We start from the raw sequence: 14,498 nt of genomic DNA on the forward strand, positions 1-14,498 counted from the left end.
TGGGGGTTTCAACCCCCGGAGGCGAGTCGAATGCAGTTTGTATGGCCGGCGATTTTCAAACGAGAAATGGTGCCATCGGCATTTTCTTTGCCTTTGACCGGACCAATCACCACGCGATTCCAGCCGTTATTGGTGGTAATACGCGAATCAAACCCTTCAAAGGCCAGCTGCGCACGTACCGTTTCCGCCTGCTCCGCGCCTTTGAACGAACCGCACTGTACCATCCAGCGACGCTCGTCTTTTTTCTCAGCCGTCTGCTTCGGCGCTTCGGTCTCTTTGGTCACCGGCGCGGCCTGCTGAGTTTTCGGCTGCTGCGCGGTGGTATGCGCTGGCGTCTGGAGCAGATCCTGATACGGCTGAGCCGCCTGTTTCTGCGGCTGCGTTTTCGGCTGCTGCTGGACTGGCTGAGACTGCGCCGTACGCGTCGGCTGCTGGTATGGCTGTTCCGTTACCCGCGGCTGTGCTTTCGGCTGCTGCACCGGCTGGGTTTGCGCCCACTGCTGCTGTTGCTGCTGCTGGATCTGCTGTTGCGCCTGACGTCGCTGCAGCGTTTGCTGGCGCTGTGCCGGCGTCTGCTCATTCCACGGTACTTCGTTCAGCTGCGTAGGCTGCTGGCGCATATCGGCCTGCATTTGGGCCAGCAGCTGTCGCTGTTCATCCGTCAGCTGATTCGCATTCTGCACTTCACCACCCGCAGAAGGTTCGGTTGGCGCACGCACCCCGGGCTGACGGCTTTCCAGCTCTTTGATATAGCGCCAGCGCTCTTCAGGCTTCGGAGGAAGGCCATTTCCGGCAACTTTACTGGCCTGAAGCGCCTCAGACTCTTCTTTTTTATGGTGCGTGATGAAGTACAGGCCACCAATAAAGGCGACGACTACAGCCGCAGCAATAGCGACCATTGCTGGCGAGACAGCAGGCAGGTTACGTTGCTTTTTCCTTGAGCTACTCTTTTTGCGTCGCGAAGGTGCCGGCTGGCCGCGACGTACATAATCTCGTTGTGCCACTATCGTTTCGCTGTATTTATTCGTTCGTCAGTCCGCCATGTTACTTAAGCGGCGGGGCTTTGACCAGATAAGGGTATCCGAAAGACGTTTACTTTAAGTCAATGCCTGGGTAGTGCCGCGGACAATCAGTTCACAGTCCAGCAACCGCGAGCCGCTGCTAACTGTTTGACCGTGAAGCTGATCCAGCAGAAGGAGCATCGCTTCGCGGCCGATTTGGTAGCGCGGCTGAGCGACCGTTGAGAGCGGCGGATCGCAAAATTCTGAAAGCGAAATATTGTCGAATCCGATGATCGATAAATCTTTCGGTATGCGAAGGCCGCGGCGTTTGGCGTACGACAATGCGCCCAGCGCCATCACGTCGCTGTGACAAAATACGGCGGTTGGCGGCTCAGGCAGGTCCAGAAGTTTCTCCAGAGCTTGTCCACCCGCGGCGAAGGTAAAATCACCGCGCGCAATATAGTGCGGATCGACGGTGACGCCGGTACGGCGCAGCGCCTGCACGTAGCCCTGTAAGCGATAGTGACACAGCGGCATCTCTTCAGGCCCGGCAATACAGCCAATACGCTTATGCCCCAGCTCCTGGAGATAGTTTACGGCGTTGAACGCGGCGGTGAGGTTATCAATGTGGACCGTCGGCAGCTCCAGCTCCGGCGCAAACTCGTTGGCCATGACCATCGGCGGTAAATTACGCTGCTCTTCAATGCTGGCATCAAACGGCAGGCGGGAGCCAAGCAGCAGCATGCCGTCGATCTGCTTGGTGATAATGAGATCGATGAAGGTTTTTTCCTGCTGGTTCTGATGAGCGCAGTCGCCAATCAGCACCAGGTAACCCTGTTCTGCTGCGGTGACTTCAATACCGCGGATAATCTCGCTGAAGAAGGGGTCGCAGATATCCGGCACAATCACCAGAATGGTGCGCGACTCATTGCGTTTGACGTTACGCCCCATCGCCTGTGGGAAATAGCCCACTTCAAGCGCAGCCTGCTCTACCCGGTTACGGGTCGCCTGGGAGACTTTATCCGGGTTCATTAATGCGCGGGATACCGTTGCCGTAGAGACTTGTGCTTTCTGGGCAACGTCTTTCATGGTCGCCGGTGCAACCTCTTTCCTGGACTTCAACGTCTTCTCCTCGCCTGAACACCGAACTTCTGACATCACCATTTTTACAGATAGTTAATGGAATCGGTTACAGAATTTTCATAAAAAGTGTGAGGAGCGTTAAATTTTTCGATCCGTCTTCAGCCTTCGATGGGATCGACGTCCAGTACCCACTTCACTTTTCGCGCTTCCGGCAGCGTGTTGATGAGCGCCAGCGTGCCGCTGACGATATGCTGCAGGCGAACACGTGAGGGGTGCTGAAGTAAGATTTGCCAGCGGAAACGTCCGCCGCGCTTTGGCGCGAGTGCCGGCACCGGGCCCAGGATCCACAGCTGATTATCCACCAGCGGGCTGGCCTGCAGGAGGTTTCTCAGCTGCTGCAGGAAAAGCGGCGCCTGCTGGTTATTGTGATCTTCCGCGCGGATGATGACGTGGCTGGTCCACGGCGGCAGCTGCATGGTCTGGCGTTCGGCCAGCGCCTGCTCGGCAAAAGCGTCATAGCCTTTATGCAGCAGGGTTTGCAGCAGCGGATGCTCAGGGTGGTGCGTTTGCAACACCACTTCGCCCTGTTTACCGGCGCGACCGGCACGCCCTGCCACCTGGGTATAAAGCTGGGCGAAGCGCTCGGCTGAGCGGAAATCTGCCGAGAACAGCGCGCCGTCCACGTCCAGCAGGGCGACCAGCGTCACGTCCGGGAAGTGGTGGCCTTTGGCCAGCATCTGGGTGCCAATCAGGATGCGCGCGCCGCCGCGATGCACTTCCGCCAGCTGCTGTTCCAGCGCGCCCTTGCGGCTGGTGGTGTCCCGGTCGATACGCGAAATAGGCACGTCCGGGAAGAAAGGGCCAAGCGCCTGTTCCAGCTGTTCCGTCCCCAGACCGACCGGCACGATATGCGTTGAGCCACACGACGGGCACTGGCGCGGCACCGGGCGCTGGCTGTCGCAGTGGTGGCAGCGCAAATGCCGCTGGGCCTGGTGGAAGGTATAGTAGTGGTCGCAGCGCGGACACTCGGCAATCCAGCCGCAGTCGTGGCACAACAGGGCGGGCGCGAAGCCTCGTCGGTTGAGGAACAGAATGACCTGATTGCCCGCCTGCAAATGCTGGCGCATACGGGTAATCAATGCAGGCGCTAGCCCGGCCTGAACCTGCTGACCTTTCAGATCCAGCACGTGCTGAATGGCCGGACGGGCATTCCCCGCCCGACGCGTCAGGCGCAGCATGTGGTACTTACGCTGGCGCACGTTGTGCAGCGTTTCGAGCGCCGGCGTGGCGGAGCCGAGAATAATGGGAATTTGCTCGCTGTGCGCGCGATAGACCGCCAGATCGCGGGCGTGATAGCGCCAGCCCTCCTGCTGTTTATAGGAGCTGTCGTGTTCTTCGTCGATCACGATAACGCCAAGATTTTTAAATGGCGTAAACAGCGACGAGCGGGTGCCGATCACAATCGCCGCTTCGCCGTTTTTGGCTTTCAGCCAGGCGCTGAGGCGTTCGCTGTCGTTCAGGCCGGAGTGCAGCACCTCAACCGGCGCGTTAAAGCGCTCGCGGAATCGGGCGATGGTTTGCGGCGTCAGGCCAATTTCCGGCACCATCACCAGCGCCTGTTTGCCCTGAGCCAGCACGTTTTCCAGCACGCTCAGGTAGACTTCGGTCTTGCCGGAACCGGTGACCCCCGCCAGCAGCCAGGCAGAGAAATGATCGGAGGCGCTATGAATCGCGCCCACGGCGGTGGCCTGCTCGGTATTCAGACGCAGGCGATCCCCTGAAACGGAGAAACTCTCCCGCCAGTCGTAAAGAGCGGGAGCTTCGCTGGCCAGTTCGCTCAGCCCTTTCTTTCTTAAGGCCTGTAGCGCCGTTTCGCTGACCTCAAGCTCGTCGACCTGATGTCGCCAGATTTTTCCCTGACGCAGCGCCGCCAGCGCCTGCTGCTGTTTCTGCGATCGCTTCAGGCTGTTGATATCCACCGCCTGGCCCTGCTCGGTGGCAAACCAGTACCACATCGGCGCATGGCTGGCGCTCTTGCCCTGGCGCAGCATAATTGGCAGGGCATGGAACAGGACGTCGCCAATCGGGTGATGATAATAATCTGCCGCCCACAGCAGCAGTCGCCAGGTGCTGGTGGAGTAAACGGGCTCGCTGTCCAGCACCTCAACGACCGACTTCAGTTCATTGAGCGGCAGTTCACTTTGATCGCTGACGGAGACAACAATCCCCACGCGCTGCTGTTTGCCAAACGGCACGGTCACGCGGCAACCCGCTTTGGCGCTCATGCTGTCGGGCAGCAGATAGTCAAAGGTGCGGGGAAGCGGAACGGGCAGGGCAACGTGAGCGACGGGCATCGAATCTTCCTGACTTGAAAAGTGGCGCGTTAGTATACACATTAGTAAAAGCGGCGTGCGGATCAGTTTGCATACGTTGGTCAAATTCTGTATGATTCGCCGCCTTTGGTGTACTTTACGCCAAAGAACTTACAATCAACATCGCGTGGTGTCTGGCGTTAGGGCTGGAAGAGCGACGCGGCCTTAACTGAGGTTCTCCCATGAAAAAAGATATTCACCCGAAATACGAAATGATTACTGCAAACTGTTCTTGCGGTAACTCTATCCAGATCCGCTCTACCGTGGGTCACGATCTGAACCTGGACGTGTGCGGCAAATGCCACCCGTTCTACACTGGTAAGCAGCGTGACGTTGCAACCGGTGGCCGTGTTGACCGCTTCAACAAGCGTTTCAGCATCCCGGGCGCTAAATAAGTTTCCCGAAAAAAAGGCACCGCAAGGTGCCTTTTTTGTATCCGCTTCTCAGTATTCCCACGTATCCGGGTCAATACCCAGTTCACGCATGATCACCTTCGCCTCTTCCGGGATTTCATCACTGCGCTCTTTGCGCAGATCTTCATCGTTCGGCAACGGTTGACCGGTAAACGCATGCAGAAACGCTTCGCACAGCAGTTCGCTGTTGGTCGCGTGGCGCAGGTTATTCACCTGACGACGCGTACGTTCATCGGTGAGGATCTTCAACACCTTCAGAGGAATGGAAACCGTAATTTTCTTTACTTGCTCACTCTTCTTACCGTGCTCAGCGTATGGGCTGATATATTCGCCGCTCCATTCAGCCATGAGATACCTTTAATCCTCTCAGTCATTTATTTAAAGGTGCAAAACCTGTAACCACCCGTTTTGAACCGCAATCTTGTCTAGTTTACCGTAGAGACGATACCGTGGCACGGATATTGCCGCTGCAGCGTGCACTAAAGCATATAATTTTAACGGCTATTTGCGCATTGCTCAATCTATACGCAAAGAAGTTTAGATGTCCAGATGTATTGACGTCCATACTTTCAATGTTTACTCTGGTGCCTGACTTTTCACCTCATTCGCCAGGAAGCCCTCACCATGACGCGTAAACAGGCCACTATTGCAGTGCGTAGCGGATTAAATGATGACGAGCAGTACGGCTGCGTTGTCCCGCCGATTCATCTTTCCAGTACCTATAATTTCACCGGATTTAATGAACCCCGCGCGCATGATTATTCGCGTCGTGGCAACCCTACGCGTGACGTGACCCAGCGCGCGCTGGCCGAGCTGGAAGGTGGCGCAGGTGCAGTATTAACCAATACGGGGATGTCTGCCATTCACCTGGTGACCACGGTGTTCCTGAAACCGGGCGATCTGCTGGTTGCGCCGCACGACTGCTACGGCGGCAGCTATCGCCTGTTTGACAGCCTGGCGAAACGCGGCTGCTATCGCGTCCTGTTTGTCGATCAAAACGATGAACAGGCGCTGAAACAGGCCCTGGCAGAGAAGCCGAAGCTGGTTCTGGTGGAAAGTCCAAGCAATCCATTGTTGCGCGTTGTCGATATTGCGAAAATTTGTCAGCTCGCAAGGGATGCGGGAGCGATAAGTGTAGTGGATAATACGTTCCTCAGTCCGGCCCTTCAGAACCCACTCGCACTGGGTGCCGATCTGGTATTGCATTCATGCACTAAATATCTGAACGGCCATTCTGATGTGGTGGCGGGCGTGGTGATTGCCAAAGATCCCGACGTTGTCACCGAACTGGCATGGTGGGCCAATAATATTGGCGTCACCGCGGGGGCCTTCGACAGCTATCTGCTGTTGCGCGGCATCCGCACGCTGTCGCCGCGCATGGACGTGGCGCAGCGCAATGCCCAGGCGATTGTCGATTTCCTGAAAACCCAGGCGCTGGTGAAAAAGCTTTATCACCCGTCGCTGCCGGAAAATCAGGGGCATGAGATTGCCGCGCGTCAGCAGAAAGGGTTTGGCGCGATGTTAAGTTTTGAACTGGACGGTGACGAGCAAACGCTGCGTCGCTTCCTGGGCGGGCTGTCATTGTTTACGCTGGCGGAATCCTTAGGTGGGGTTGAAAGCTTGATCTCCCACGCCGCAACCATGACGCACGCAGGTATGGCACCGGAAGCTCGTGCCGCCGCCGGAATTTCTGAGACGCTGCTGCGTATCTCAACCGGCATTGAAGATTCTGAAGATTTAATTGCCGATCTGGAAAATGCCTTCCGGATCGCAGCCAAGGGGTAATCATGAGTGTGATAGCGCAGGCAGGGGCGAAGGGTCGTCAACTGCACAAGTTTGGTGGTAGTAGTCTTGCTGATGTGAAATGTTACCTGCGCGTTGCAGGGATCATGACGGAATATTCACAGCCGGGTGACATGATGGTTGTCTCGGCGGCGGGCAGCACCACCAACCAGTTGATTAGCTGGCTGAAACTGAGCCAGACCGATCGCCTTTCTGCGCATCAGGTGCAACAGTCCTTACGCCGTTACCAGAGCGAGCTGATTGCCGGCCTGCTGCCTGCGGACGTGGCGGACGGGCTGATCAGCGCCTTTACGCATGACCTTGAGCGTCTGGCTGCCCTGCTGGACAGCGGAATTACCGACGCGGTGTATGCCGAAGTGGTGGGCCACGGTGAAGTGTGGTCCGCGCGCCTGATGGCCGCCGTGCTGCAACACCTGGGCGTGGAAGCGGCCTGGCTCGACGCGCGTGATTTCCTGCGCGCCGAACGCGCCGCGCAGCCGCAGGTGGATGAAGGGTTGTCCTACCCGCTGCTGCAACAGCTGCTGGTACAGCACCCGGGCAAACGTATTGTTGTCACCGGCTTTATCAGCCGCAGCAACGCGGGCGAAACCGTGCTGCTGGGCCGTAACGGTTCGGACTACTCGGCAACGCAGATTGGTGCCCTGGCGGGCGTGTCCCGCGTCACCATCTGGAGCGACGTGGCCGGTGTGTACAGCGCGGACCCGCGTAAAGTAAAAGATGCCTGCCTGCTGCCGCTGCTGCGTCTCGACGAAGCCAGCGAGCTGGCGCGTCTGGCCGCGCCGGTACTGCACGCGCGCACGCTGCAGCCGGTTTCCGGCAGCGATATCGACCTCCAGCTGCGCTGCAGTTACACCCCGGATCAAGGTTCCACGCGCATTGAGCGCGTACTGGCGTCCGGTACCGGGGCGCGTATTGTCACCAGCCACGACGACATCTGCCTGATTGAGTTCCAGGTGCCTGCGGGCCAGGACTTCAAGCTGGCGCATAAAGATATCGACACGATCCTCAAACGCGCCCAGGTGCGTCCGCTGGCCGTTGGCGTGCATAACGATCGCCAGCTGCTGCAGTTCTGCTATACCGCGGAAGTGGCGGACAGCGCGCTGAAAATTCTGGATGAAGCGGGCCTGCCGGGCGAGCTTCGCCTGCGTCAGGGGCTGGCGCTGGTGGCGATGGTGGGCGCGGGCGTCACCCGTAACCCGCTGCACTGCCACCGCTTCTGGCAGCAGCTGAAAGGCCAGCCGGTGGAATTCACCTGGCAGTCGGAAGAGGGCATCAGCCTGGTCGCCGTCCTGCGTAAAGGCCCAACCGAGAGCCTGATTCAGGGTCTGCACACCTCCCTGTTCCGCGCGGAAAAGCGCATCGGCCTGGTGCTGTTCGGGAAAGGCAACATCGGTTCCCGCTGGCTGGAACTGTTTGCCCGCGAACAGGTGACGCTCTCGGCGCGTACCGGATTCGAATTCATTCTCGCGGGCGTTGTGGACAGCCGCCGCAGCCTCCTGAACTACGAAGGGCTGGACGCCAGCCGCGCGCTTGCGTTCTTTAATGATGAAGCGGTAGAGCAGGATGAAGAGTCGCTGTTCCTCTGGATGCGCGCACACCCGTATGACGATCTGGTGGTGCTGGACGTTACCGCCAGCGAACAGCTTGCGGATCAGTATCTGGATTTCGCCAGCCACGGTTTCCACGTCATCAGTGCGAACAAGCTGGCGGGGGCAAGCAGCACCGATAAATACCGCCAGATCCACGATGCGTTTGAAAAAACAGGGCGCCACTGGCTCTATAACGCCACCGTTGGGGCTGGCCTGCCGGTTAACCACACCGTGCGTGACCTGATTGAAAGCGGCGACAGCATTCTGGCGCTGAGCGGTATCTTCTCCGGCACGCTCTCCTGGCTGTTCCTGCAGTTTGACGGCACCGTACCGTTCACTGACCTGGTGGATCAGGCGTGGCAGCAGGGCTTAACCGAGCCCGATCCGCGCGTTGACCTTTCCGGCAAAGACGTGATGCGTAAGCTGGTGATCCTGGCGCGTGAAGCCGGTTATGACATCGAACCGGACGCCGTACGCGTCGAATCGCTGGTGCCTGCCGGCTGTGAAGAAGGTTCTGTGGATCATTTCTTTGAAAATGGTGAAGAGCTTAACGAGCAGATGGTACAGCGTCTGGAAGCGGCGAACGAGATGGGGCTGGTACTGCGCTACGTGGCGCGTTTCGAGGCCAACGGAAAAGCGCGAGTCGGCGTCGAGGCGGTGCGTCCTGAACATCCGCTGGCGGCGCTGCTGCCGTGCGATAACGTCTTCGCCATCGAAAGCCGCTGGTACCGCGATAACCCGCTGGTGATCCGCGGCCCTGGCGCGGGTCGTGATGTCACCGCTGGAGCCATTCAGTCCGACATCAACCGTCTGGCTAAGCTGCTGTAAAGCCTGAATTTCCCTCTCCCTGTGGGAGAGGGTTAGGGTGAGGGCATCAGACCGCACTCACCCTCATCCTGAATTTCCCTCATATTCCCTGAGCAAACCTCACCGTTATTGTTGATTATTTATGTTGACGTCCCTCCGCTTTTCCGTCATTTTTACATCTGGACGTCTAAACGTATAGAAGTTCACAACACAACAAATAACGACATGCGATTGATAGAGGTAAGGTATGAGCTTTTTTCACGCCAACCAGCGGGAAGCACTGAATCAGAGCCTGGCCGAAGTAAACGGCCAGATTAACGTCTCTTTTGAATTTTTCCCGCCGCGCACCAGTGAAATGGAGCAAACCCTGTGGAGCTCTATCGATCGTCTCAGCAGCCTGAAGCCGAAGTTCGTCTCCGTGACTTACGGTGCTAACTCCGGCGAGCGTGACCGTACGCACAGCATCATTAAAGGCATCAAAGATCGTACCGGTCTGGAAGCGGCGCCGCATCTCACCTGTATCGACGCCACCCGCGACGAGCTGCGGGCCATCGCTCAGGATTACTGGAATAACGGCATTCGTCATATCGTCGCTCTGCGCGGTGACCTGCCGCCGGGCAGCGGTAAGCCGGACATGTATGCCGCCGATCTGGTCGCGCTGCTGAAAGAGGTGGCTGATTTTGATATCTCCGTTGCCGCTTATCCTGAGGTGCATCCGGAAGCGAAAAGCGCCCAGGCCGATCTGCTGAACCTCAGGCGTAAAGTGGACGCCGGCGCGAACCGCGCCATTACCCAGTTCTTCTTCGATGTGGAAAGCTACCTGCGTTTCCGTGACCGCTGCGTCTCCGCGGGCATCGACGTTGAAATTATCCCGGGTATTCTGCCGGTCTCTAACTTCAAACAGGCGAAGAAGTTCGCCGATATGACCAATGTCCGCATTCCGCTGTGGATGTCCAAAATGTACGAAGGGCTGGACGATGACCCGGAAACCCGCAAGCTGGTGGGGGCGAATATCGCGATGGACATGGTGAAAATTTTAAGCCGTGAAGGGGTGAAAGATTTCCACTTCTATACGCTGAACCGCGCGGAGATGAGCTACGCCATTTGCCATACGCTGGGCGTTCGTCCGGCGTAATAAGCACAAAGCCCTCGTATTATGAGGGCTTTTTAGTTACGCGAATAGTTAAAAGGTATTAGCTATCGAATCTGTGGATTAATTCAACTATAACTTATTGCTAGTGGTGTATATCGTAACGGTAACACTGTAAAAGGGAGCATAGCGATGAGCACGTCAGACGAGACCAATAAAGCGGCATCGGTCGGCAAATGCCCGTTCCACCAGGGCGGAGTCGATCACAGCGCGGGAGCAGGTACAGGCAGCCGCGACTGGTGGCCAAAACAACTCCGCATCGATCTTCTTAACCAACATTCCAATCGTTCGAACCCGCTGGGTGAAGACTTCGACTACCGCAAAGAATTCAGCAAACTTGATTACTCCGCCCTTAAAGGCGACCTCAAAGCCCTTTTAACCGACTCTCAACCGTGGTGGCCTGCCGACTGGGGCAGCTATGCGGGCCTGTTTATCCGTATGGCCTGGCACGGCGCGGGGACCTATCGCTCCGTTGACGGGCGCGGTGGCGCAGGCCGCGGTCAACAGCGCTTTGCGCCGCTGAACTCCTGGCCGGATAACGTGAGCCTGGATAAGGCGCGCCGTCTGCTGTGGCCAATCAAGCAAAAATACGGCCAAAAAATTTCCTGGGCCGACCTGTTTATCCTCGCGGGTAACGTGGCGCTGGAGAACTCCGGCTTCCGTACGTTTGGTTTCGGTGCCGGGCGTGAAGACGTCTGGGAACCAGACCTGGACGTGAACTGGGGCGATGAAAAAGCCTGGCTAACCCACCGTGACCCGGAGGCGCTGGCGAAGCGACCGCTGGCCGCCACCGAAATGGGCCTGATTTATGTGAACCCGGAAGGGCCAAACGCCAGCGGTGAACCTCTGTCTGCTGCGGCGGCCATTCGTGCCACCTTCGGCAACATGGGGATGAACGACGAAGAGACCGTTGCGCTGATCGCGGGCGGCCACACCCTCGGCAAAACCCACGGCGCGGGTGAAGCCACGCACGTCGGCACCGACCCGGAAGCCTCGCCGATTGAAGCGCAGGGCCTGGGCTGGGCCAGCACGCACGGCACGGGAATTGGCGCAGATGCCATTACCTCCGGTCTGGAAGTCATCTGGTCGCAAACCCCGACCCAGTGGAGCAACTACTTCTTCGAAAACCTGTTCAAATACGAATGGGTGCAGACCCGCAGCCCGGCGGGGGCGATTCAGTTTGAAGCCGTGGATGCGCCGGAAATCATGCCCGATCCGTTCGACCCGTCGAAAAAACGCAAACCTACCATGCTGGTCACCGACCTGACGCTGCGTTTTGACCCGGAATTCGAGAAAATTTCCCGCCGCTTCCTGAACGATCCGCAGGCCTTCAACGAAGCCTTCGCGCGCGCGTGGTACAAGCTGACCCACCGCGATATGGGGCCAAAATCGCGTTACCTTGGCCCGGAAGTGCCGAAAGAAGATCTGATCTGGCAGGACCCGCTGCCGCAGGCGGTGTTCAATCCGTCGAAAGAAGACATTGAAAGCCTGAAGGCGGAAATCGCTGCCTCTGGCCTCTCGGTGAGCGAACTGGTTTCCGTTGCGTGGGCGTCAGCGTCGACCTTCCGCGGTGGCGACAAGCGCGGCGGCGCCAACGGCGCGCGTCTGGCGCTGGCTCCTCAGCGCGACTGGGATGTGAACGCCGCAGCGGTTCGCGCGTTGCCGGCTCTGGAAGCTATCCAGCGCACCACCAACAAAGCCTCTCTGGCCGATATCATCGTGCTGGCGGGCGTCGTGGGCGTTGAGCAGGCGGCGAAAGCGGCAGGCGTTTACGTCAACGTTCCGTTTACGCCAGGGCGCGTGGATGCGCGTCAGGATCAGACGGATATCGAGATGTTTAACCTGCTCGAACCCATTGCCGACGGCTTCCGCAACTACCGTGCGCAGGTGGATGTGTCCACCACTGAGTCACTGCTGATCGACAAATCCCAGCAGCTGACGCTGACCGCGCCTGAGCTGACGGTGCTGATCGGTGGCCTGCGCGTGCTGGGTGCAAACTTTGATGGCAGCAAGAATGGCGTGTTTACCGACCGCGAGGGCGTGCTGAGCAACGATTTCTTCGTGAATCTGCTGGACATGAACACCCAGTGGAAGGCAACCGACGAATCTAATGAACTGTTTGCCGGAAGCGATCGCGCCAGCGGTGAAGTGAAATACACCGCCACCCGCGCCGATCTGGTCTTCGGTTCTAACGCCGTCCTGCGCGCGCTGGCAGAGGTTTATGCCAGCAGCGATGCCAGCGAGAAGTTCGTCCGCGACTTCGTTGCCGCATGGGCGAAGGTAATGGATCTGGATCGGTTCGACCTGCAGTAACCCTTGTGCCGGGTGGCGCTAACGCTTACCCGGCCTACGGGCAAAAAAATCCCCGCTGATGCGGGGATTTTTATTCACGCTATTTACTCCCACTCCTGCAGGAACCGCTGCCCATACTGGTCGGCCACCAGCAGCGCCGCATATACCTGATCCGGCGTTACGCCGCCGGGCATGTTGTGGATAGTTTCCCCTTCGGCACAGGAGGCTTCTGCGATCAAACGCATTTTGGCCGGAATATCCTCTTTGATATTTAGCTGTGCCAGCGTGATCGGCAGCCCAACGCTGTGACAAAGCGCGGCGACGGTCTCTATTTCTTCTACCGGCGCGTTTTCCAGCACCAGCTGCGTGAGCGTACCAAACGCCACTTTTTCACCGTGATAGAAGTGGTGCGCGTCCGGTACCGCCGTCATTCCGTTATGAATAGCGTGTGCTGCCGCCAGCCCGCCGCTTTCAAAGCCTACGCCGCTGAGATAGGTGTTGGCTTCGATAATGCGTTCCAGCGCCGGTGTAACCACATGCTGTTCCGCGGCCAGCATGGCTTTTTCACCCTCTTCAACCAGCGTGTTGTAGCACAGCTCGGCCAGCGCGAGTGCAGCCTGCGTACATTTGCCTCCCGCCATGGTGGTTGCGCCGCTGCGCGAGCAGGCGCGTGCTTCAAACCACGTCGCCAGCGCATCGCCAATCCCGGCGGCCAGCAGGCGTGCCGGCGCGCCCACGACTACTTTGGTATCGACGATAACCATGTTTGGGTTGTGCGGCAGCATCAGGTAGCGATCGAACTCACCGCTGTCAGTGTAAATGACCGAAAGGGCGCTGCACGGCGCATCGGTGGAGGCGATTGTTGGCGCAATGGCGACCGGCACGTCCATAAAATGGGCCAGCGCTTTAGCGGTATCCAGCGTTTTACCACCGCCGATACCCAGCACCGCCAGGCAGTCGGCGCTGTCTGCCAGCTTTTTCAGCCGGTCGATTTCATTTTGTGAACATTCGCCGCCAAACGGCGCTATTTCGGCGTGCAGTTCGGCTTTTTTAAAACTCTGGCGCAGGGTCTCTTCGGCAAAACCCAGCACAAATTTATCGCCGACGACCAGCCAGCGATTGGCCAGGGGTTTCAGATAGTCGCCGAGACGGGTAAGCACATCAGCGCCCTGGATATATTTTCCCGGCGATTGAATGATACGGTCCATAACAGTTCTCCCTTAGAGGTTGAGGTTACCAAACGCGTTTTTCCAGTCCTGCTCGAACTTCTCTATGGCTGACTCTACCGCTGGCGTGCCGAGCATTTGTTGCGCTACGTCTAAGGGAAGCGTGATTGCCTCGCATCCCGCCAGCAGGCAGTCCAGCGCCTGCCGCGGCGTTTTGAAGCTGGCGGCCAGCACTTTGCTGTCCGGCGCGTGCAGTTCCAGCAGGGATTGCAGCTCCTGGACCATGCGAATGCCGTCACCGCCCTGCGCGTCAATGCGGTTTACATACGGCGCGACATATTTCGCGCCTGCCAGCGCGGCGAGCAGGCCCTGTGCCGCGCTGTAAACGGCGGTCCCCAGCGTGGTAACCCCCTCTTTTTTCAATGCCTTAATCGCGATGAGCCCCTGAGCCGTCACCGGGATTTTCACCACGATGCCCGGGACGGCGTTACTCAGGCGTTTGGCCTCCGCCACCATCCCTTCGGCATCGCGGCTCATGGTTTGAGCAAACAGCGTGCCTTCCGGCCCGATGGCTTTTTGCAGACGCGGCAGCACGTCCCAGATGGATTCACGGCTGGCGGCAACGATGCTCGGATTGGTAGTGACGCCCGCAATGGGGAAGATCCGCGCCAGGCGTTCAACTTCCGCCACGTTGGCGGTATCCAGGTACAGTTCCATTATTTTTCCTTAAGTCAGAAAGGTTGAACAAAGGATAAGGCGCGGGCAGGCAGGGCGGATACAGGCCAATTTTGCCAAATACTGGACAAATGTAATGTCCTTAGC

General features: G+C 58.2%; 11 protein-coding genes. 5 read left to right on the plus strand and 6 right to left on the minus strand.

Going from position 1 to position 14,498, the window contains the following annotated elements:
• Positions 1-8: 8 nt before the first annotated feature.
• The 3 genes from ftsN to priA all read right to left on the minus strand — a co-directional run bounded on the left by ftsN (position 9) and on the right by priA (position 4,438).
• Positions 9-1,004, minus strand: coding sequence for a cell division protein FtsN (ftsN, locus tag QMN93_RS19960; protein ID WP_048978883.1), 996 nt, complete (start codon positions 1,002-1,004; stop codon positions 9-11).
• 93 nt (positions 1,005-1,097) lie between these two features.
• Positions 1,098-2,123: a DNA-binding transcriptional regulator CytR gene (gene cytR / locus QMN93_RS19965; protein WP_023309683.1), complete on the minus strand. Its 1,026-nt coding sequence runs from the start codon at positions 2,121-2,123 to the stop codon at positions 1,098-1,100.
• 119 nt (positions 2,124-2,242) lie between these two features.
• Entirely contained in the window at positions 2,243-4,438 is a 2,196-nt protein-coding gene (gene priA / locus QMN93_RS19970; RefSeq protein ID WP_033146934.1) for a primosomal protein N', read from the minus strand.
• Between the two features lie 200 nt (positions 4,439-4,638).
• Between priA and rpmE the strand changes: the two genes are divergently transcribed.
• Positions 4,639-4,851 (plus strand): 50S ribosomal protein L31, encoded by a 213-nt coding sequence (rpmE, locus tag QMN93_RS19975; RefSeq protein ID WP_003862040.1) that lies wholly within the window; start codon positions 4,639-4,641, stop codon positions 4,849-4,851.
• A 48-nt stretch (positions 4,852-4,899) separates the two neighbouring features.
• On the opposite strand, the gene metJ is transcribed toward rpmE, so the two are convergent.
• Complete coding sequence (metJ, locus tag QMN93_RS19980; RefSeq protein ID WP_007369220.1) at positions 4,900-5,217, minus strand: met regulon transcriptional regulator MetJ; 318 nt, start codon at positions 5,215-5,217, stop codon at positions 4,900-4,902.
• Positions 5,218-5,493: 276 nt separating this feature from the next.
• Between metJ and metB the strand changes: the two genes are divergently transcribed.
• From metB to katG, 4 genes are all read left to right on the plus strand, one after another.
• Positions 5,494-6,654 carry a cystathionine gamma-synthase gene (metB, locus tag QMN93_RS19985; protein ID WP_193140201.1) on the plus strand — a complete coding sequence of 387 codons (1,161 nt, stop codon included), beginning with the start codon at positions 5,494-5,496 and terminating at the stop codon, positions 6,652-6,654.
• 2 nt (positions 6,655-6,656) lie between these two features.
• Positions 6,657-9,089 carry a bifunctional aspartate kinase/homoserine dehydrogenase II gene (locus tag QMN93_RS19990; RefSeq protein WP_032662744.1) on the plus strand — a complete coding sequence of 811 codons (2,433 nt, stop codon included), beginning with the start codon at positions 6,657-6,659 and terminating at the stop codon, positions 9,087-9,089.
• Positions 9,090-9,315: 226 nt separating this feature from the next.
• Positions 9,316-10,203 carry a methylenetetrahydrofolate reductase gene (metF, locus tag QMN93_RS19995; RefSeq protein ID WP_033146931.1) on the plus strand — a complete coding sequence of 296 codons (888 nt, stop codon included), beginning with the start codon at positions 9,316-9,318 and terminating at the stop codon, positions 10,201-10,203.
• A 147-nt stretch (positions 10,204-10,350) separates the two neighbouring features.
• On the plus strand, positions 10,351-12,531 hold the full coding sequence (gene katG, locus QMN93_RS20000) for a catalase/peroxidase HPI (RefSeq protein ID WP_264884766.1): 2,181 nt from the start codon (positions 10,351-10,353) through the stop codon (positions 12,529-12,531).
• An 83-nt stretch (positions 12,532-12,614) separates the two neighbouring features.
• Here katG and QMN93_RS20005 read toward each other — a convergent pair whose 3' ends face one another.
• Entirely contained in the window at positions 12,615-13,718 is a 1,104-nt protein-coding gene (locus QMN93_RS20005; protein WP_193140197.1) for a glycerol dehydrogenase, read from the minus strand.
• A 12-nt stretch (positions 13,719-13,730) separates the two neighbouring features.
• Positions 13,731-14,393 carry a fructose-6-phosphate aldolase gene (gene fsa, locus QMN93_RS20010; protein ID WP_193140196.1) on the minus strand — a complete coding sequence of 221 codons (663 nt, stop codon included), beginning with the start codon at positions 14,391-14,393 and terminating at the stop codon, positions 13,731-13,733.
• Positions 14,394-14,498 lie beyond the last annotated feature (105 nt).

The organism is Enterobacter sp. R-1.6.2, assembly GCF_035064085.1.
GTDB classification, from domain to species: Bacteria; Pseudomonadota; Gammaproteobacteria; order Enterobacterales; family Enterobacteriaceae; genus Enterobacter; species Enterobacter asburiae_B.